This window comes from Cupriavidus sp. PB-02 (genome assembly GCF_058252315.1).
The window spans coordinates 1,896,035-1,913,576 of record NZ_CM177694.1 but is presented as its reverse complement, the minus strand read 5'-3'; the positions used below and the strand labels follow the sequence as shown (position 1 = coordinate 1,913,576).

Below are 17,542 nucleotides of genomic sequence, written 5' to 3'. Positions count from 1 at the left end.
CAAATGTCACAGCATGGTTGCGACTGAACGGCCCCACCGGGGCCGGCAGCGGCAGATCAGTCCGGTTGAATCCCGGCCTTCCCAATCAGCTCGGCCCAGCGCACTTTTTCGGCGCCGACTCCCTTGGCGAACGATTCCTGGGACTGCCCGCCGGGCATGTAGCCAAGGCTGCCGAGGCGTGATACGACATCAGGCTGATGGAGAACCTTCACGGTCGCCGCGTGCAGCTTGCGGACGATCTCTGGCGAGGTCTTGCTGGGGACGAACAGCCCGGCCCACGTCGGCAGATCGAAGCCCGGATAGCCTTGCTCAGCCAGCGTCGGCACCTCGGGCGTCAACGGCGACCGCTTGCCGCCAGTGACCGCCAGAAGGCGGATCTTGCCCGATGCCAGTTGCGGCTTCAGCGTGACGATATCCAGAATCGTGAGTGACACCTCGCCCGCGACCAGCGCCACGCTCGCCGGGGCAGAGCCTTTGTAGGGCACGTGGATCATGTCCAGCCCGGCCACTGCGTTGAACTGCGAGCCGAGCACATGTGCGGAGGAGCCGTTGCCGAGCGAGGCGAAGCTATGCTTGCCCGGATGCGCCTTGACGTCCGCCACGAACTCCTTGACGGTGCGCGCTGAGGTCCGCGAGGTACTGACCGCCACCCATAGCGGCGAGGTGACCACGTCAATGACCGGCGTCAGGTCTGCGATCGGGTCATATGGCAGCTTCTTGAACAGCGATGGCGTCTGCACCAGCAGCGGCACCGTCAGCAGGATCGTATTGCCATCCGGCGCCGACTTGGCCACCACGTCGGTGGCAATCGTGGCGCTGCCTCCCGGCCGGTTCTCGACGATGACGGTCTGCCCCAGCTCGACGGAAAGCTTCTCCGCCAGCAGGCGGCCCAGCACGTCGCCGCCGCCGCCGGGCGCGAACGGGACGACGATCCGGGCCACCGGCTTCGACTGAGCCCACACCGGGTTGCCGAGCGAAGCGAGGCACGCGGCCTGGGCAGCGAACGCGAGAAACGATCGGCGGGTTTTCGTGGACATGCTCTTGTCTCCTGTAGACGGCTGTCATGGCCGCCTTTCTTATGGTCTGGAATGGTGGAGCCTGCAGTGCCAGCTTTCCTTCATTGCAGAATTAGAGCGCACAACGCAGGCGGTGGAAAATAGCTTCGAAAGAACAGCTCACATCGTGGGATTTTCCTCGTCGGCATGGAGGGCAGCGGACCTCAAGGGCATTCCGCACCACCTTGCTCTGCTCGCGCGTTAAAATCGAAGCGGCGGCACGGGGCCAGCAGATCGGCATTCATAACGGACTCACCAGATGTCCGCCATCCACCACCAGCGTCGTCCCGGTCATTGCCGCGCCAGCATCCGATGCCAGCAGCAGAAGCGGCCCGTCCATGTCGGTCAGCTGGCAGAAACGCCGGCCGGGAATGCGCAGGCGCAGCTTCTCGCCGGCCTCGCTGCGCAGGAAGTCTTCGTTCATCTCGGTCATCACGTAGCCGGGGAGTAGCGCATTGACCCGGATCCGGTGCCGCGCCAGTTCCAGCGCCAGTGCCTTGGTCGCCTGGATCACGCCAGCTTTCGAGATGGCATACGGTGCAACGCCCGCCGTCACCCTGGCGCCAAGAATCGAGGCGATATTAACAATGCTGCCGCCGCCGGCATTCGTCATGCGCCGCCCGGCTTCGCAGGCGACCAGCCAGCACCCTTTCAAATTAGTGTCGACCACCGCATCGAAATCCGCCTCGGTCTGCTCTAGCGCCGGCCCGGTCAGCGCGACCCCGGCATTGTTGACGACCACCTGCGGAGTACCCCACGGTATCGCGTCGAAGCAGGCCTGGATGCTTTTCGCGTCGGTCACATCGAGCGCCAATGCGCACGCCGTTCCGCCCGCCTGCGAGATCACTTCGACGATCGGTTGCAGCTTGTCCACGCGACGCGCGGCGAGCGCGACACGCGCGCCGGCCTCCGCCAGCACAGATGCAAAGTGCTTGCCGAGTCCGCTCGATGCACCGGTGACCAGCACCACGCGCCCATCCAGCCGGAAGCGCTGCGATGGCGCGACGGCTGCAGCGCTGTGTGTGTCCTGCAATTCACTGTTCATGTTGTCGCCCGACTCTTTTACCGAGCGGAACAGCAGTCCGCTCGATCCGATTGATGTCAGCCAAAGTTAGCCTGCCTCTTCTGCAGCATCGCCGTCACGCCTTCGGTGAAGTCCGCGCTCGCGGCACATAGCGCGAAGCTTTCGGCCTCGGCGCGCAGCTGGGCCGTCAGATCGCGCTGGCCGGCATCGAGCAGCAAGCGCCGGGTCAGCGCCAGCGCCAGCGGCGGACCGGCTGCCAGGCGACGCGCGATCCCCTCGGCCTCAGCCATCAGCTCCGCCGGTGCCACCACGCGGTTGATCAGGCCGGCAGCGCATGCGTCTGGCGCGGACAGCGGCTCGCACAACAGCGCAAGCTCCAGGGCGCGACGCAGCCCCACGGCGCGTGGCAGGCGCCAGGTGGTGCCGCACTCGGGGCTCGCGCCGACCAGCGCGGCGGCGACATTGAAGCGCGTATCCGCCGCGGCGACGATCAGGTCCGCGGCCAGCATCACGCCGATGGCACCGCCCGCCACCGCGCCGTGTACGGCGGCTACCTTCGGGAATTCGAGACGCTCCATCACGGCAAGCGCGCCGTGCATTTCGTCGACAATCTCGGCCGGGCTGCCATGCGCCGAGGTCATCGCCTGCAGATCGCCGCCGGACAGGAAGGCCCGCCCTTCGCCGCTCAGGATCAGTGCACGCACATCGGTGGCGGCCGCGAGGTCTTCGCAGGCAAGGCGGAAGGCCCGCGCTAGCGCAAGGTCGACGGCGTTGCGCGCCGCCGGCCGGTTGAAGCGGATATGCGCAAGGCTCCCATCCCGCCATGCCAGCACCGGCATGGTGGCCTTCGTATCGGCACCGATCTCAGTGAGCGGCTTCACGCTTCCCCCTCCCGCTCCACCACAAAGCTGGCCACGGTGGCGCACGACCCGCCGATATTCAGCGTCTGGAGCCGCTTTGCGCCTTCGATTTGCGCCTCCCCTGCCGTGCCGGTCACCTGGCGCGCGGCATCCAACAACATGCGCGCGCCGGTGGCGCCCACCGGGTGCCCACACCCAATCAAACCGCCGCTCATATTGACGGGGCACCGTCCGCCCGGTTCAATGCTGCCGTCTTCCACGGCTTGCCAGCTCTGCCCCGGCGGCGTCAGGCCGAGGTGATCCAGCGCCACGTACTCGGTGGTGGTGAAGCAGTCATGGGTCTCGACCCCGTCGATCGCCTCAATACCCGTCACATTGGCCCGTCGCCAGGCATCCTCGATGGCGTGGCGCAGGTGCGGGAATACATAGGCCTGGTCACGGCTGCGCTCCAACTTGTCCTGCAAGCGCAGGCCGGCGGTGCGGTGTCCCCACCCTGCGATACGCGGCAGTTGGTCGACCGATGTGCCGCGCCGGCACGCATACTCCTGCGCGAAGCGCGGCGAGGCCAGTACAATGCCGCAGCCGCCGTCGGTCACCTGGCCGCAGTCCTGGCGGCGCGTGCCCGGCTCGATCAGCGGGTTGGCTTCGTCGTTGTCGGTGAAACTGTCGGCGTTGAACTGCCAGTTGCGGGTCTGCGCCAATGGATTGCGGCGAGCATTACCGTAGTTAATCTCGGCAATGCGATTCAGGTATTTTCGGTCCAAGCCGAAGCGGCGCTCATACTCGTGCGCGATGCGCCCAAATGCCGCGGGCCACATGAAGGTACATTCGATCTCTTCGCGACCTTGCCACGCGGCGGAATTCTGATTTTTTGAGGCTTCGTGGCCCGAGATGTTTTTAAACTCCTCGGCGCCTACCACCAGCACGCAATCATAGCGCCCGGCTTCGAGCTCCGCCATCGCCGTCAGTACTGCCAGCGACGACGACGCGCAGGCGCCCTCATGGCGCATGGCCGGTACGCCCCACAGTTCCGGCACCACTTGCGCCACCATCGCGCCGAGATGCGCCTGCTGGCGTTGCAGTTCACCGAACGCGTTGCCGACGTGGATGCTCTCGATCTGCGCTGCATCGAGCGCGCAGGCGTCGAGGGTGCCGAGCGTGGTGTCGCGGATGATGTCGGAGATGTCCTGTCCATGGCGGGACCAGACCTTGGCGAAGTCGGTCTGGTAGCCGCCGAGGATGTATGCGGATTGGCTCATGTCAATGGCTCGGTTGGGGGTTCACAGCAAGCCAGCCCAATCGGACTGGATGTCCCTCGCATCGGCCCAGCACGCATGCGTGCCGCTGCTGACGCGATGGGGAAGGAAAATGCGCGCGACCGGCCCGGCGGCGAGATCGCGGGCGTCCAGCACCAGGCATTCGGAACGCTCGGTGTTCATGTCGGTGACGAAACTGACCACATAGCCATCGTCCTCACCCTGCGCGTCGTGACACGGCGCCATCGGCGATTCGCTGCCGAAGCGGCCTTCGCCGAACAGATACTGTTGCGACTCGCCGGTGGTGTGGTCATAGCGCAGGATGCCGTCGAACAGGAATGCTCCGGGATGCGCAAGCATGTTGTACGAGTAACGATACGGCTTGCCCCAGTACTCCATGTTGACCATGCCGAATTCGAGATAGCGCTCGTCCAGGCGGCGTTCGCGCGTAGCGCCGGTGCGCAGGTTGAAGCGCCATTCGTACAGCGTCGGGCCATACCGGTCCGGCCCCATGGTGTTGCCGGTGTTGTCGTAGCCGGCCTTCGGCATGGGCGTCTTCTGGTGATAGCCGTGCAGCACCACCTCGTCACCGTCTTCCCAGGCATTGAGCCAATGCAGCACGTAGGTCGGGCTCGCCTCGAACCAGCGGATCTGCGCCGAGGCGGCCCCGCGGCGCGGCACGATGGCAAAGCGCGACGGCTTGTCGGGGTAGTAGCTGAGCTTGTGCTTGCCTTGCGGCAGCAGATTCTCGTCCCAATGCAGCGGAAAGTCATTCAGGATGGCGAAATGTTCGGTGAACGCCATGTCGTGCGGAAGCCGTGGGCCCGGCAGCGGCACCGGCACGTAGTGCACCAGCCGGTTTTGCCGGTCGACCTCGCCGTAATGCATGTACGGGGCGTCCTTGCTGTAGTTGAAAAAGAGCAGATCGCCGGTGCGAGGATCGACTTTGGCATGGGCGGAGAGGCCGCAGTCCCGCAACACGTCGGCGCCCCAGGCATCGACCCCCTCCAATTCCAGGGTACGTGCATCCAACCGGTACGGTTCGCCGCATTGATAGAACATCGCGAGCGCTTTGCCGGCATGGACGATGACGTCGGTCGCGGCGCTGTCGCGCAGCCCGCCGCGCGCGCCCCAGCCCGGCAGCTCCGACAAGCTCGGCTTGTCGATCAGGCCGGCATACAGCGCCCGCCCGGCTTGTTGCTCCTGCTGGAACGCCTTGGTGCGGACGAAGCGGTTGCGGTATTCGCAGCGCCCGTTTTGAAAGCTCATCAAGTGCAACATTGCGTCACCATCAAAAGGATGGAACTTGCCGAGCGGCTGGTGCACCGGGTTCTGCGTGTTGCGCAGATAGACGCCATTGAGGCGTGCCGGGATCGTCCCTTCGACCTCGAGGTCAACGGCATTGACTTCGCGATAGTTAGGGGTGAACGGCCCGGAAGTGTAGGGATGCCCTTCGAGCGCTAGCGTAGGGTGGATTTCTCCGACGACTTCGACATGCATGGTTGACTCGCTATATGAAATTTGATCGATGCGGGCGATTCAGTGCTACCCCTGCACCGCCGCACTCGTGTTCTGACTTACGCTCGCCAGCAACTGGCGCAACTCCCGCTTGAGCACCTTGCCGACCGGGTTGCGTGGGAGCTCGGCCGTGATCAGCAATTGCTCCGGCAGCTTGAAGGCTGCGACACCTTCCGCGCGCAAATGCGCCACCAGCGCAGGCAACGTGACGGTGGCGTCTGGTTGCGGCACTACTACCGCGCAGACACGCTCGCCCAGTATCGGATCGGGGCTGCCGATTACCGCCACCTCCCGGACATCGGGGTGGCCGAGCAGCAGGTTCTCGACTTCCTCCGACGAAATATTCATGCCACCGCGGATCACGATGTCCTTGTGGCGCCCTGCGAAGCGATAGAACTGATGACGATTTCCAGCGATTTCGAACAGGTCTCCGGTGCGGTAGTAGCCTTGCTCGTCGAACGCGCGCGCCGACAGCTCAGGGGCGTTGAAATAGCCGCTGAAGATCGCTGGTCCCTGGAAGCGGAGTTCGCCGACGTGGCCCGGCACATCGATCTCCGCGCCGGTATCGGGATCAACGAGGCGGGTGCGGATACGCTTTGCATTGGAGTGCGACCAGGTGTAACCGGGCACTCCCATGCGCGGAAAGTACAGCGCGCGCTGGCTGCGGTCGGGGATGTCCTCCGGCGTCGACGACAGTGCCGCGCCTTCATTCGAGCCGAAGTAATTGACGATTTCGACGTTGAAGCGCTGCGCGAACTGCGCCACCAGCCAGTCCGCCAGCGGGCCGCCGCCCGAACCGATGCGTTTCAGGCGCTGCAGGTCGACTTCGCTGAGACGTTCCGGCTCCTTGAGCAGGCGGCTCAGCACGGCCGGGGCAGCCACCGTATAGTCGATCAGGCTGGTTCGCAACTGCGTGAGAAATACCTCGATGTCGAACGGGTGATGATGATGCAAGCCGCCGCCGATCAGCAGCCACGCCACGAGGCTGGTCGAGACTCCCGCCATGTTGACGAAGGGGAAAGGAATCAGCAGCTGGTTGCCGGGCTGCAGGCGGCCGGCCTCCACCACCGATTGACCGACCACCAACCACTCGTTGTGGTTGCGCGGCACCCCCTTGGAGCGGGCTTCGGTGCCGGAGGTCCAGCAGATGGTGAAGACGTCATGGGCCGTCAGGCCAATCGCCTCCATGTGCGCGCATAGCGCCGCCGCGTTCCACCCAGTGGTAGCCGTTAGCGCGGCGTCAAGGTCGCCGATGGCGGGCGGCAAGGCGTCGTCCGAACCGTCCCGATAGCACCAGACTTGCTCCAGCGCGGCGCATTGCGTCATGTAGGCGGCCCACTGCTCGGCCGCGTGGAAGGAACCGACGCGCTGCGTCGTGATGGCGAACCTCGCGCCGGTGATGCTCAGCACGTGGGACAGCTCATGCCAGCGGTACTGCATCGGCACAGGCGACACGATGACGCCGGAGATGGCACAAGCAATGTATAGCGCGTGCAGCTCAACGCAATTCGGGAGCTGCAGCACAATGATGTCGTCCTTGCGCAAACCTTGCCGGTGCAGCCAAGCGGTGTAGCGGCCGACTTGCTCGAGGAGTTCGCCCCACGTCCACTGTTGCGCCGCCTTGCCCCACAGCGCAGACCGGTTAGGTGGATCGGCGACTGCGAAGGCGGTAGGCTGCCGCACCGCGGTCTCGACGAACATTGCGCCAAGCGTCCGCTCGCCCCACCATCCGCGCGCGACATAGTCTTCGATTTTGTCCCTGGATACCAAGATCATGATTTACTTCCAACGATTAAGCGTCGCTTGACTGACAAAGGTGGCGTGAAAACCGTTGGGGACGCGGCGTGGCAACAGCACGCGCGCAACGGGTCCTTGGGCAAGGTTCGCGCCCCTGCAATCAAACACCTGAATTTCCGAGCGGGCATCAACAGGGTTCCAGACAAAGCAGACCAAGTAGCCGTCGTCTTCGGCCATGCTGTTGTCGCGCGGCGCGAAGCCGGGCTCGTTGTAGAAATGGCGCGGGCCGGCGCTGTATGCGACATAGCCGCCGGTATCGAGGTCATACTTGACCAGCCCCGGGAAGCGGGGCTCTTCGTGGCCGCCATGCGGAAACACTACGTTGTACGACCAGCGATTCCTGCGCCCCTGGTACGTGCTGTTGATGACGGGGAATTCCGTGTTGAGCACGTCATCGATCGGGCCTTCGCGCGTCTCGCCTGTCTTCAGATTGAAGCGCCACTGGTAGAGCAGGAAGTCGCGCTGCCGCAAATGGATGGTCCGCTCCAGCCTGCGCGCGTCCGGCTGACCGTCGGGGCCTGCGTGGATGCGGTACGGCGTGCCGATCATCACGATCTCGTCACCGTCTTCCCATGCATTGACAACGTGCAGCATGTACGTTGGCTTGGCGCTGAACCAGCGAATCTCATCTGCGTGGCCATGGCGCGGAATCACTGCAAAGCGCGACGGTTCGCTGACATCGAAGCGCAGCTTGTAGCGTCCCGCGCGCAGCGCCTCGGCGTCTGGCCGCAACGGGAAGTCGTGCAGAATGCTGTAGTGCTCGGTGATGGCCATGTCGTGCGGAAGACTTGGCGCGTCGAGCGGGATTTCGGTGCGGTACACGACCTTTCGATCCCGTCCGATCACGCCGTATTCCATAAACGGCCGCGTCAAGCCATAGTCGAAGAACATCAGCTCGCCGGTGTGCTCGTCCGGTTTGGAATGCGCCGAGATCCGTGTAACGGCCCCGCTGAAATCGGCGGGACCAATGGTCTGCAGACTGTCGGGATCGACCGCGTACGGCATACCAGAGCGATACCACATGGTAATCAGCCGGCCCGCGTGGTACTTCACATCGGTGTTGGAGGTGTTCTTGAGCGGCTCGTCGGGCCGGTCCGCGCGCAGCGGTTCCTTTAGTCCCTTCCACAGCGCGCGCCCCGCGGCCTTCTCTTCCTGCAGCGCGCTGGTGGCGATCCATCGGTTGCGGTAGCTCACCCTGCCGTTGCGGAAGCGCACCGCATGCAGCATGCCGTCGCCGTCGTAGGCGTGATAGCGCCAGTCAGGTGGAAAGTAGTTGTTGGGTCCGTTGCGCACATACAGCCCATTCAGATCCGCCGGCACACAGCCGATCACGGGCAACTCGTCAAAAGAGTCTTCCTGCTGGATGCCCGCGTTGTTGCCGCTCAGGGCGGGATTGTCGAGGACGGGCAGATCGTCTTGCATACTGAGTGCCTCCGTTGCGCTGTGAAGATCGATGGCGTCAGTCTAGGGAGTGAGCTCGGGAAACACCGACAGCATTTTTGATATACTGATGGTTGTTTCGATATGTCATAAATACCCTGTTCATGTCCGTTCCGCGCCGCGTACCGCTCGACCTGCTCGAATACGAGGGAGACCGCCAATTCGCCACGACGCTGGCGCGCGGGATCGCTCTGTTGCGCTGCTTTACGCCTGAGGAGCCGGTACTGGGTAACAAGGATCTCTCGCGCCGCCTGGAGCTGCCGGTGGCGACCATTTCGCGACTGACCTACACCTTGGTGGCAATGGGCTATCTGGCCCAGGACGAGCCTCACGGCAAATACCGGCTCGGAAGTGCGGTGCTCTCGCTGAGCTACCCGCTGCTGGAATTGTTCACGATCCGCCGGCGCGCACGACCCTACCTGCTCGAACTTGCCGAAAGCACGGGAGGCTCGGTGTCGATCGGTATCCGGGACCGCCTCAGCGTCGTCTATATCGAGGCAATCCGCTCGCACCACCACAAGGTTTATCCGCTGGATGTGGGGACGCGGCAGTCCCTCGCCGGGACCGCGATCGGGCGAGCCTACCTGATGTCATGCGCGCCATCAGAGCGCGAGGCCTTGATGAACCAGTTGCGGGTCCGCGCGCCGGAGGAGTGGCAGCGGCACCAGGCGGAGTTACGCCGCAACATGGCCGAGTATTCGCGCTGGGGGGCCTGCGTGTCGGTCGGCGAAATCTTTCCCGATGTGCAGGCGGTGGCCGTGCCACTCGGCCGGATTGATCGCGGTGAGCCCGCGGCGCTAAACTGCGCGTTCCAGGGACGTCCACTGAACCGATCCTGGCTGCTGGAAGAGATCGGGCCGAAATTGCAAACTTTGGCCCGTCAGCTGATGTGAGACCAGGCGGGGCCAGCCGCGCCTTGCCGTATAAGCAGTCTATTATCCCTCGCCGCGCCAACCAAACGGGCCGACTTCTTGCACCAGCAACTCGCCCAGTTCCGCGCGACGCTTCGCCGGCATCCTCGAGTTGATCGCCGCGATACTAATCCCTGCATAGCTGTTGCGGGTCAGCGCGAACGCGCATCCTACACCGCTCATTTCGACATGTGGATCCGCCGACTCCGAGTAACCGAGCTTTCGTGCGCGTGCGATCAGCTGGCGCAGCTGGCTTGCGCTGATACCGAGCCGGCTGTACTCCTTGCCATTTCTTGCGAGCATTTGTGCAATCTCTTCATCGGGCAGCATGGCCATGATGGAAACACCCACTGCGCTAGTGGCGAGCAGGCGCCGAACGCCGACCTGCACGATGAAAGCCTTGACCGGATAATCGCCCTCCTCTCTGCACAGGCAAACGGCGAAATCGCCGCTGCGCACGAGCAGGAATACCGTGTCACCGGTCTGGCGAGCCAGCCGCTGCATCACCGGGCGAAAACGATCGCTTACGCTAGACAGCCCAGCGGACGAGAACCCCCATTGCAGAGCTTCGATTCCGAGCCGGTAGAGCTTCGTGGTACCGATGCGCTCGACGAAGCCCTCTTCGATCAGACACGTCAGCAAACGATGCGTGGTCGAGCGATCAAGCCCTGACACCGCGATCAGATCGCGCAGCCGGATGCCGGAGCCATGGTTGGCGCCAACATGCCGCAACAGCGACAAGGCCCTGGCGGCACTTTGCGTGCCCGCTACGGGGGACAAAGCAGTATTTTTCTCATCCATTGAGCAAATATAGCAAATTCCGCTTGTATGCCGAAAGTCCGTCCCTTGTAATCGCGACAAACGGGGCTGTCGGTCGCTGGCACTAACCATCGGGATGATGGTGATTCGGTGAACGCGCTGTCATGGCAAGCAGGGAACAACGCGCGACGCCCCACTCTAGTCGAACGGAGGCTGCATTGAATCGCATCAGACTATGGCTGCTGCCGGGCATGATGAACACCGCCAGCGTGTGGGACCTGGTCGCCGCCGAACTCACCGACGTGGCGGACATCAGCGTTGCGGATCTGAGCTGGCAGACCAGCATTGCCGAGATGGCGCAGAGCGTGCTGGCGCAGCAGCAAGGGCGCTTCGCGCTGGCCGGCTTTTCGATGGGAGGCTACGTCGCGCAGGAAATCGTGGCGCAGGCGCCATCGCGCGTGTCCCACCTCGCGCTGCTCGGTACGTCCATGCGGCCCGAGAGTCCAGAACAGACGGCCGGCCGCAAGACGCTGCTCGACGCAATCCAGACGGATTTCTCAGCGCTGACACACAAACTGCTTGCGCTTAATCTCCATCCCGCGCATGCCGGGGACAGCGTCCCGGCCCAAGCGCTGCGCACGATGTTCGAAACGCTTGGTCCCGACGTCTTCGCGCGCCAGATCCGCGCCATCATGTCCCGGCGCGATACGCGTGCTGCGTTGCTTGCGGCGCAAATGCCAGTCGCCGCCATCTGCGGACGCGCAGATCGCGTCGTACCGCCTGCGTTGTCGGCGGAAATTGCCGCGCAGATACCGAGCGCCAGCCTGACCTGGATCGAGCGGGCGGGACATATGGCGCCGCTCGAACAACCCTCAGCAGTTGCCAGTGCTTTAAGGGAGTTGCTGCGGGAGCGAAGCACCGCGTAGTGCCGCCGTTTTCTCGACATACGAGATATTTTCCAGATTGATCTGGATAGACAGCACAGCAAGCGCTGTAATTCAACTGCAAAGACCCTCACCCGCGGGGCTAGCAGCATTCATTAGCAGCAGAATGCGCGGGCGCGAGACCACGCAGGACCAGCGGCCAGTCAGGGACGACAGCCGGCAATTCAACCGATAACGAAAAGAGGAATCCAGATGGTCGCATCCACACTTTCCGCAGAACAGAAGAAAGATGTCTTTAGGGAAATGACACAAGCCTGGGAAGCAAAGGATTGGCAAAAGTGCGCCAGCCTGTTCGCCCCGGACGGCGTGCTGCATTCGGTGATGCTGGACCCTTGCGTGGGGCGGCAAGCATTCCTAGAGCGCATCGAGAAAGCGGCGAAGCCTAACAAGCATGTCAAGCTGCATATCCAGCGCATGGGTACTGCCGACGAGGCGCTCATCGTGGAGCGGATCGACGAAATCATCATTGACGGCGTTGGCCGTTCGGTTCCGACGGTCGGCATCCTCGAGTTCGACGGCGCGCTGATCTCGCTGTGGCGGGAGTACTACGACCGTCCGACGCTGCTGAAGGCCCTCGGCCTGAGCGCCGATCCTCACGCGTAAGGCTGATCCGCGGCACCGCACAACGCATTCCAGCTCAACTATCAGTTCCAGTATCATGGCCAAGACCCCACTCAAGAAGATCATCGCGTTCTATTGCCGCTTCACGGCGAGCTACAGTGCGATCGGCTATCACGCGCGCCGCATGTTCTGGCGCCGGATCAACCCGGATTTCCGCGGGCAAACCTGGCTGGTCACTGGTGGCTCGGAAGGGATCGGCGCCTCCGCTGCTCGGCAAGCCGTGGCGGCCGGCGCTATCGTCATCTGCGTGGCGCGAGACACCGCCAAGCTGAAGGCGTTCGCCGCCTCGGTGACGCGACCGGAAGCGGTACAGATCGAGACAGCGGACTTCTCACTGCAGGCTGACGTCTGGGCGCTGGTTGACCGCCTGGAGCAGCGCGGGGTGCGCATCGATGTGGCGGTCAACAATGTGGGCATCCAGAAGCGGGACCAGATCATCACCCGAGAGGGGCTCGAGACCTCGTTTGCCACAAACGTTCTCGGCCACTATCTGCTGTTGCGCGAATTGCTGGGACGCAAGATGCTGCGCGACGATGCCACCGTGATCGAGGTGGCGTCGGGCGGCATGTACAACCACGCGATGGTGGTCGACGATCTCAATATCACCGGCCCCGGCTATCTCGGCGTGCGCGCCTACGGCCTTGCTAAGCGCGCGCAGATGATGCTCATGACGCATTGGCGTGCGGCCTTCGCCGACACCGGCAAGTGCTTCTATGCGATGCACCCCGGTTGGGTCAATACCGCCAGCGTCAACCGCTCGATGCCGCGCTTCGTCGCCATCCTCAAATCCGTGCTGCGCGACCATCAGAAGGGCGCCGACACCATCGTCTGGTTGGCTAGCCGCCGGCCGGAGCAGGTACGCCCCGAGGCGATCTGGTTCGATCGCAAGGAGCGGCGCCCGCATATCTACGCACATACACCTAAGTCCACTGCGACACCGTCCGATGTGGTGGCCAAACTCGAATCGCTGGTGCTTCCGCGCGGCGATTATGAAACTGTGAACTTGGCGTCAGTGAATTCGGTAGAAGTCTAAGCCGTCGTAGAGGAAGTCCAGTTCAGTTCCGCAATGAACTGGTACTGGGCTACGCCTATCGGATTCCCCATGCCGCTCAGCGCGTACTCGACCACCAGCCGGTTGTGTTCCTGGCATAACAGCAGCCACGATGGTAGGATGGTCGGCCTCGGTTTTCATCAAGTCCTCAACCGCCGACAGGTAGAAACTGATCCGACCTGCATACTCGGGCTTAAAGGCGCCAGTCTTCAGTTCAATGACGATATAGCAGCGCAGCTTGAGGTGGTAGAACAGCAGATCAAGGTAGAAATCATCGCCACCTCTTCGAGGTGAACCTGTCGGCCGACATAGGCGAAGCCGGCCCCGAGCTCGAGTAGGAAACGAGTTATGTGTTCGACCAGCGCTGCCTCCAAGCGTAGAACAAAGGAAACTTTGTTCTACGGATGCCCAGGGCATCGAGCGGCTGGTGGCTGGAGGTGGCCGGCAAAGGCAACAACACCCGGCTGGTGCCGGCGACCGACGAGTTGATTGCCGAACTGGCGCGCTACCGCCGCGCCCACGCGTTGCCGCCTACCCCGCAGTTCGGGGAGACGCGTCCGCTGGTGCTACCGGTGATTGGAAGCGAGGGTCACGAGAAACCGCTGTCACGCGGCGCGCTGCACCTGATCCTGAAAAAGGTGTTTGGCCTAGCCGCGGAGCGCTTGCGGGCGCGGGGGCCAGAGTGGGAGGCGCAAGCCGCGGTGCTGGCGAGCGCCTCGGCGCACTGGCTGCGCCACACCGCCGGTTCGTACATAACCGACCAGCAGGTCGACCTGCGCTTTGTGTGCGACAGCTTTGGGCACAGCTCGCTGTCGACGACGAGCGGCTACCTGCACAGCGAGGAGGATGCGCGGCATGAAGCCACACAGGCGCGGCACCGGATCGACTGGGGCACTGAGAAATAGAAGGATGATGGGTTATTTCATGAACATGAAATTTTGACTGCACCGTAGCTGCGAGTTCTGCGTTTTAGTAGCTCGGTCTGGTGACTGGCAGCAACCGGTCCGTATATGCTTTGAGGAACTCAATGGGAACAAACCCACGAAAAACATGACGCTACAGCAGCTTGAGACCTTCTATTGGATAGTCCAGCTTGACGGATTCGCCGCCGCGGCAGAGCGGCTATGTGCAACGCAATCGACAGTCTCAATGAGGCTGCGTGAGTTGGAGCGTAGCTTGGGCGTCGAACTTTTTGACCGAACTCAGCGTAAGGCCCGGCTGACTCCGCGTGGGCGTGAAGTCTTCGACTATGCGACGCGTATTCTGAATCTTTCCTCGGAGTTATCCCATCGCGTTGCTGCGCCCGATTCCGTGAGCGGCACCATCCGAATTGGTGTCGCGGAAGTTGTCTCCATCTCTTGGCTGCCAGCCCTAATCAAGAGGATCGCGAAAGAGTATCCGCAAGTACGCTTGGAGATCGACGAGGCTCTGACGAGCGATCTGATGAATGCGCTTGCGCAAGGCGAACTCGACCTCGTCTTGGCACCTGGGCATACCCACACGCATGACGTCTCGGCCATTTCTCTCGGGACAGTCGATTTCGCCTGGATGGCAAGTCCAGGCCTGGCAGCCCGGCACATTCATTCGCCCGCGGAACTGGCGCAGTATCCAATCATTGGGCTGAAGCCACAGTCATTCCACAGCGCGGCCATCGATGCCTGGTTCCTGCGCGATCACGCGCATTGCCGCTACCTGGCGCGCTGCAAGAGCATGGGCGTCGCAGCATCCCTGGCAATAGCAGGAATGGGCGTGACCTATCTCCCAGTTCCTAACTACCAGCGCCAACTCGGCGATGGTTTGCTGGAAATCATTGAGGTTCGCAACCCCTTCGATCCGGTCGAGTTTGTCGCGGCCGTGTCCCCCGAGCACACCTACTCCCTTCCTAGCGCGATCGCCGAACTCGCACAAAGCGTCAGTGAGTTCCAAAAGTAACGCATCGGAAGGTCGTCGGCGTCACATCCCCGGGCGCCCGTGCGCAGACGCAGCCCTGACCCGTAAACATCAATAATTCCGATGTGATTCGGTAAAAATATATCGTTTGAATTAAACAATCGCGACTTCTAGGCTTGGATCAAATCACAGACGACCTTACCGCCACGCTCGGCCGGTGGGCAAGCCTACAGGAGACCGCGATGGACCTCATCGTCGAAAGACCGCCTGCCGCCACCCGTTCACGGCCAATGGCAACTGGCAAGTTCCCCGTTTCCATCCGTTCCATCAGCGAGCTCGCTGACGACATCCGCGCATTCGAGTTGGTAGACCCGACTGGCATGCCGTTGCCGGCCTTTTCAGCCGGCGCCCATGTCGACGTTCATCTTCCGTCGGGCCTGATCCGGCAGTACTCCATCTGCAGCGATCCACTCGATGCCAGCCGTTACGTCGTCGCGGTGTTGAGGGATCCCGCCGGCCGTGGCGGCTCGGTCGGAATGCACCAACTTACCGCCGGCGATCACCTGCTGATTTCGGCGCCCCGCAATCACTTTCCGCTCGCAGAAACCTCACGCCACGTTTTTGTAGCGGGTGGTATCGGCATTACCCCCATCCGATCCATGATGAACGCCGCGCTGGCGCGGGGCGACACGTTCCAACTGTATTACTGCACGCGCTCCCCAGAACGCACTGCTTTCCTCGAGGAACTCAGGCTGCTCGTACAGGCCGGCATTGCCGTGGTCCACCATGACGACGGTAATCCCGCAAACGGCCTCGATCTGAGCGCTGTCCTGCGCGAACAGCCGGCTGGTGCGCATCTCTACTACTGCGGCCCCTCGCGTTTCATGGACGCCGTCGACGCCAGTTCCACGCACTGGGCGCCAGGCACCAGACATTGCGAGCGCTTCTCAGCCCCTTCATCGGGCACCAGCGCAACCCCCGCTGCGGCGGAAATCCCGTTCGAGGTGTGCCTCGCCCGCTGTGGCAAGACCTTCACCGTGCCGCCTGGCAAGACCATTGTCCAGATCCTGCGGGAAAACGCCGTCGACGTCGATGTGTCCTGCGAAGAAGGCTATTGCGGCACCTGCATGACGCGCTATCTGGATGGTGAACCGATCCATAGCGACAGCGTACTCGACGAAGACGACCAGCAGGAGTTCGTCATGATCTGCTGCTGCCGTGCCAAGAGCACAACCTTGACCCTTGACCTATAGGTCAGCAATTGCTGGGTTCTGCATCCCCCAAAAGACGAGGAGACAACAGAGATGAGCAAGTTCGAGTTTGTGAAGAATTGCTGGTACCCCATCGGTTTCTCGCGGGAGTTTCCGGCCCATGAGCTGAAGGGGTTCAAGATTGCCGGCAAGCCCATCGTCATGTGGCGTACCGACGGTGGCGAAGTGGTCGCGTTTGACGATCGTTGCTGTCACAAGCGCTTCCCTCTCTCCCAGAGCAAGCTGCTCGACGATGGCCGTCTCGAATGTGCGTACCACGGTCTCTGCTATGACGCGACCGGACAGTGCGTAGAGATCCCATCCCAGCCTGGCAAGATCCCGCCGCAGGCGCGCCTGCATGTCATTCCAGTGCGGGAAACGGACGGCGTCGTCTGGGTCTGGCCTGGCGATCAGAAGGCCGCGTCTGGCATCGAACCACCTCGCACACCGGAAGTCATCTCCCCGGACAAGGATGCCGTTGGCTCGCCGCAACCACTGGAAGTTCCAGCCAACTATCTACTGCTGATCGAGAACCTGCTCGACATCACCCATTTCTATCCCCTGCATGACGGCAACATCGGAGACAAGGCGAACAGCCTGATTCCCGTACAGCTCGAAGAGGGTAACGCCGGGGGCTACGACTATGTCAAGACCATCCGCCATGTGCACGGCTACGAGCAGCCGCCATACCTGCGTGAGTGGTTCCACTACGATGAAGTCGAGCGCCTGCATACTCACTGCATGGTGAGTCCGGGCCTGACCCGCGTCGAAATGCACGTCGCGCCTGAAGGTCAACTGGGGACCGCGATGGAACGCGGCTACACGCTCCTGCACCTGCATTACCCGGTCGATGAGGCCAATCTGGTGTGGCGCTGGAATGTCTCCTGCACGAAGGGGCATACGACGCTGAGCGACACCAGCATTCTCACCGCCCACAAAGTGGCCGAAATGTTTCCGGAAGTCGTCGCCCAGGATCAATGGGCGCTGGAGCGGCAGCAGAAGATGTTTGACTATCCCGACGACGACTACTCCGAACTCTTCCTGAAAACGGACAAGGCCCTGCGCCGCGCCCGACAGATTCTGATGGCCATGCAGCGACAAGAGCGCCAGGACGAGAAAGCCATCATCCCCATCCATCCCCAGCCCGCCGAAGCCGCCGCGTAGGG

16 protein-coding genes and 2 pseudogenes are annotated in these 17,542 nt (G+C 62.7%); 9 read left to right on the top strand and 9 right to left on the bottom strand.

Annotated elements, in window-relative coordinates:
• Nucleotides 1–56: 56 nt before the first annotated feature.
• Nucleotides 57–1,037, bottom strand: a complete 981-nt coding sequence (locus tag AC10V3_RS09170) for a Bug family tripartite tricarboxylate transporter substrate binding protein (protein WP_022534918.1) — start codon at nucleotides 1,035–1,037, stop codon at nucleotides 57–59.
• Here AC10V3_RS09170 and AC10V3_RS09165 point away from each other — a divergent pair.
• Entirely contained in the window at nucleotides 1,030–1,260 is a 231-nt protein-coding gene (locus AC10V3_RS09165) for a hypothetical protein (RefSeq protein ID WP_349606031.1), read from the top strand. The genes AC10V3_RS09170 and AC10V3_RS09165 overlap by 8 nt on opposite strands.
• A gap of 36 nt (nucleotides 1,261–1,296) precedes the next feature.
• Here AC10V3_RS09165 and AC10V3_RS09160 read toward each other — a convergent pair whose 3' ends face one another.
• From AC10V3_RS09160 to AC10V3_RS09135, 6 genes are read right to left on the bottom strand one after another with little or no spacing between them, the layout of a single operon-like run.
• Entirely contained in the window at nucleotides 1,297–2,100 is an 804-nt protein-coding gene (locus AC10V3_RS09160; protein WP_022534917.1) for an SDR family NAD(P)-dependent oxidoreductase, read from the bottom strand.
• Between the two features lie 56 nt (nucleotides 2,101–2,156).
• A complete protein-coding gene (locus AC10V3_RS09155; RefSeq protein WP_349606033.1) occupies nucleotides 2,157–2,960 on the bottom strand; it encodes an enoyl-CoA hydratase/isomerase family protein in 804 nt (267 codons plus the stop codon).
• Nucleotides 2,957–4,198: an acetyl-CoA acetyltransferase gene (locus AC10V3_RS09150; protein ID WP_022534913.1), complete on the bottom strand. Its 1,242-nt coding sequence runs from the start codon at nucleotides 4,196–4,198 to the stop codon at nucleotides 2,957–2,959. The genes AC10V3_RS09155 and AC10V3_RS09150 overlap by 4 nt, the downstream gene beginning before the upstream one ends.
• 21 nt (nucleotides 4,199–4,219) lie before the next feature.
• Nucleotides 4,220–5,695 (bottom strand): carotenoid oxygenase family protein, encoded by a 1,476-nt coding sequence (locus tag AC10V3_RS09145; RefSeq protein WP_022534912.1) that lies wholly within the window; start codon nucleotides 5,693–5,695, stop codon nucleotides 4,220–4,222.
• 45 nt (nucleotides 5,696–5,740) lie between these two features.
• Nucleotides 5,741–7,489 carry a class I adenylate-forming enzyme family protein gene (locus tag AC10V3_RS09140; protein WP_022534911.1) on the bottom strand — a complete coding sequence of 583 codons (1,749 nt, stop codon included), beginning with the start codon at nucleotides 7,487–7,489 and terminating at the stop codon, nucleotides 5,741–5,743.
• A gap of 3 nt (nucleotides 7,490–7,492) precedes the next feature.
• Nucleotides 7,493–8,932: a carotenoid oxygenase family protein gene (locus tag AC10V3_RS09135; RefSeq protein WP_022534910.1), complete on the bottom strand. Its 1,440-nt coding sequence runs from the start codon at nucleotides 8,930–8,932 to the stop codon at nucleotides 7,493–7,495.
• 122 nt (nucleotides 8,933–9,054) lie between these two features.
• On the opposite strand from AC10V3_RS09135, the gene AC10V3_RS09130 reads away from it, so the two are divergent.
• Nucleotides 9,055–9,843 (top strand): IclR family transcriptional regulator, encoded by a 789-nt coding sequence (locus tag AC10V3_RS09130; RefSeq protein WP_490923543.1) that lies wholly within the window; start codon nucleotides 9,055–9,057, stop codon nucleotides 9,841–9,843.
• Nucleotides 9,844–9,885: 42 nt separating this feature from the next.
• Here the strand turns inward: AC10V3_RS09130 and AC10V3_RS09125 are convergent, their stop codons facing one another.
• Complete coding sequence (locus AC10V3_RS09125) at nucleotides 9,886–10,662, bottom strand: IclR family transcriptional regulator (RefSeq protein ID WP_022534908.1); 777 nt, start codon at nucleotides 10,660–10,662, stop codon at nucleotides 9,886–9,888.
• A 209-nt stretch (nucleotides 10,663–10,871) separates the two neighbouring features.
• Between AC10V3_RS09125 and AC10V3_RS09120 the strand changes: the two genes are divergently transcribed.
• From AC10V3_RS09120 to AC10V3_RS09110, 3 genes are all read left to right on the top strand, one after another.
• Nucleotides 10,872–11,546, top strand: coding sequence for an alpha/beta fold hydrolase (locus tag AC10V3_RS09120; protein ID WP_041681400.1), 675 nt, complete (start codon nucleotides 10,872–10,874; stop codon nucleotides 11,544–11,546).
• A 210-nt stretch (nucleotides 11,547–11,756) separates the two neighbouring features.
• The gene (locus AC10V3_RS09115) at nucleotides 11,757–12,167 is read left to right on the top strand and encodes an SgcJ/EcaC family oxidoreductase (RefSeq protein ID WP_013958850.1); all 411 of its coding nucleotides are present in this window, start codon (nucleotides 11,757–11,759) and stop codon (nucleotides 12,165–12,167) included.
• 55 nt (nucleotides 12,168–12,222) lie between these two features.
• Nucleotides 12,223–13,218, top strand: coding sequence for an SDR family NAD(P)-dependent oxidoreductase (locus AC10V3_RS09110; RefSeq protein WP_022534906.1), 996 nt, complete (start codon nucleotides 12,223–12,225; stop codon nucleotides 13,216–13,218).
• On the opposite strand, the pseudogene AC10V3_RS09105 reads toward AC10V3_RS09110, so the two are convergent.
• Nucleotides 13,215–13,610: pseudogene (locus AC10V3_RS09105) on the bottom strand (PDDEXK nuclease domain-containing protein); the annotation flags it as partial. The gene AC10V3_RS09110 and the pseudogene AC10V3_RS09105 overlap by 4 nt on opposite strands.
• 20 nt (nucleotides 13,611–13,630) lie before the next feature.
• Between AC10V3_RS09105 and AC10V3_RS09100 the strand changes: the two are divergent.
• The 4 genes and pseudogenes from AC10V3_RS09100 to AC10V3_RS09085 all read left to right on the top strand — a co-directional run.
• Nucleotides 13,631–14,141 (top strand): annotated as a pseudogene (locus AC10V3_RS09100) (tyrosine-type recombinase/integrase); the annotation flags it as partial.
• Nucleotides 14,142–14,286: 145 nt separating this feature from the next.
• A complete protein-coding gene (locus tag AC10V3_RS09095; protein ID WP_022534904.1) occupies nucleotides 14,287–15,168 on the top strand; it encodes a LysR family transcriptional regulator in 882 nt (293 codons plus the stop codon).
• Between the two features lie 200 nt (nucleotides 15,169–15,368).
• Entirely contained in the window at nucleotides 15,369–16,379 is a 1,011-nt protein-coding gene (locus AC10V3_RS09090; protein WP_022534903.1) for a PDR/VanB family oxidoreductase, read from the top strand.
• A gap of 51 nt (nucleotides 16,380–16,430) precedes the next feature.
• The gene (locus AC10V3_RS09085; protein ID WP_022534902.1) at nucleotides 16,431–17,540 is read left to right on the top strand and encodes a Rieske 2Fe-2S domain-containing protein; all 1,110 of its coding nucleotides are present in this window, start codon (nucleotides 16,431–16,433) and stop codon (nucleotides 17,538–17,540) included.
• Nucleotides 17,541–17,542: the final 2 nt, after the last annotated feature.

Bases quoted from the DNA above. Each gene is read 5' to 3' on its own strand.
- AC10V3_RS09125 (WP_022534908.1), bottom strand. From the start codon at position 10,662: ATGGATGAGAAAAATACTGCTTTGTCCCCCGTAGCGGGCACGCAAAGT.
- AC10V3_RS09145 (WP_022534912.1), bottom strand. From the start codon at position 5,695: ATGCATGTCGAAGTCGTCGGAGAAATCCACCCTACGCTAGCGCTCGAA.
- AC10V3_RS09090 (WP_022534903.1), top strand. From the start codon at position 15,369: ATGGACCTCATCGTCGAAAGACCGCCTGCCGCCACCCGTTCACGGCCA.
- AC10V3_RS09170 (WP_022534918.1), bottom strand. From the start codon at position 1,037: ATGTCCACGAAAACCCGCCGATCGTTTCTCGCGTTCGCTGCCCAGGCC.
- AC10V3_RS09160 (WP_022534917.1), bottom strand. From the start codon at position 2,100: ATGAACAGTGAATTGCAGGACACACACAGCGCTGCAGCCGTCGCGCCA.
- AC10V3_RS09130 (WP_490923543.1), top strand. From the start codon at position 9,055: ATGTCCGTTCCGCGCCGCGTACCGCTCGACCTGCTCGAATACGAGGGA.
- AC10V3_RS09085 (WP_022534902.1), top strand. From the start codon at position 16,431: ATGAGCAAGTTCGAGTTTGTGAAGAATTGCTGGTACCCCATCGGTTTC.
- AC10V3_RS09140 (WP_022534911.1), bottom strand. From the start codon at position 7,489: ATGATCTTGGTATCCAGGGACAAAATCGAAGACTATGTCGCGCGCGGA.
- AC10V3_RS09095 (WP_022534904.1), top strand. From the start codon at position 14,287: ATGACGCTACAGCAGCTTGAGACCTTCTATTGGATAGTCCAGCTTGAC.
- AC10V3_RS09120 (WP_041681400.1), top strand. From the start codon at position 10,872: ATGATGAACACCGCCAGCGTGTGGGACCTGGTCGCCGCCGAACTCACC.
- AC10V3_RS09135 (WP_022534910.1), bottom strand. From the start codon at position 8,932: ATGCAAGACGATCTGCCCGTCCTCGACAATCCCGCCCTGAGCGGCAAC.
- AC10V3_RS09115 (WP_013958850.1), top strand. From the start codon at position 11,757: ATGGTCGCATCCACACTTTCCGCAGAACAGAAGAAAGATGTCTTTAGG.
- AC10V3_RS09110 (WP_022534906.1), top strand. From the start codon at position 12,223: ATGGCCAAGACCCCACTCAAGAAGATCATCGCGTTCTATTGCCGCTTC.
- AC10V3_RS09150 (WP_022534913.1), bottom strand. From the start codon at position 4,198: ATGAGCCAATCCGCATACATCCTCGGCGGCTACCAGACCGACTTCGCC.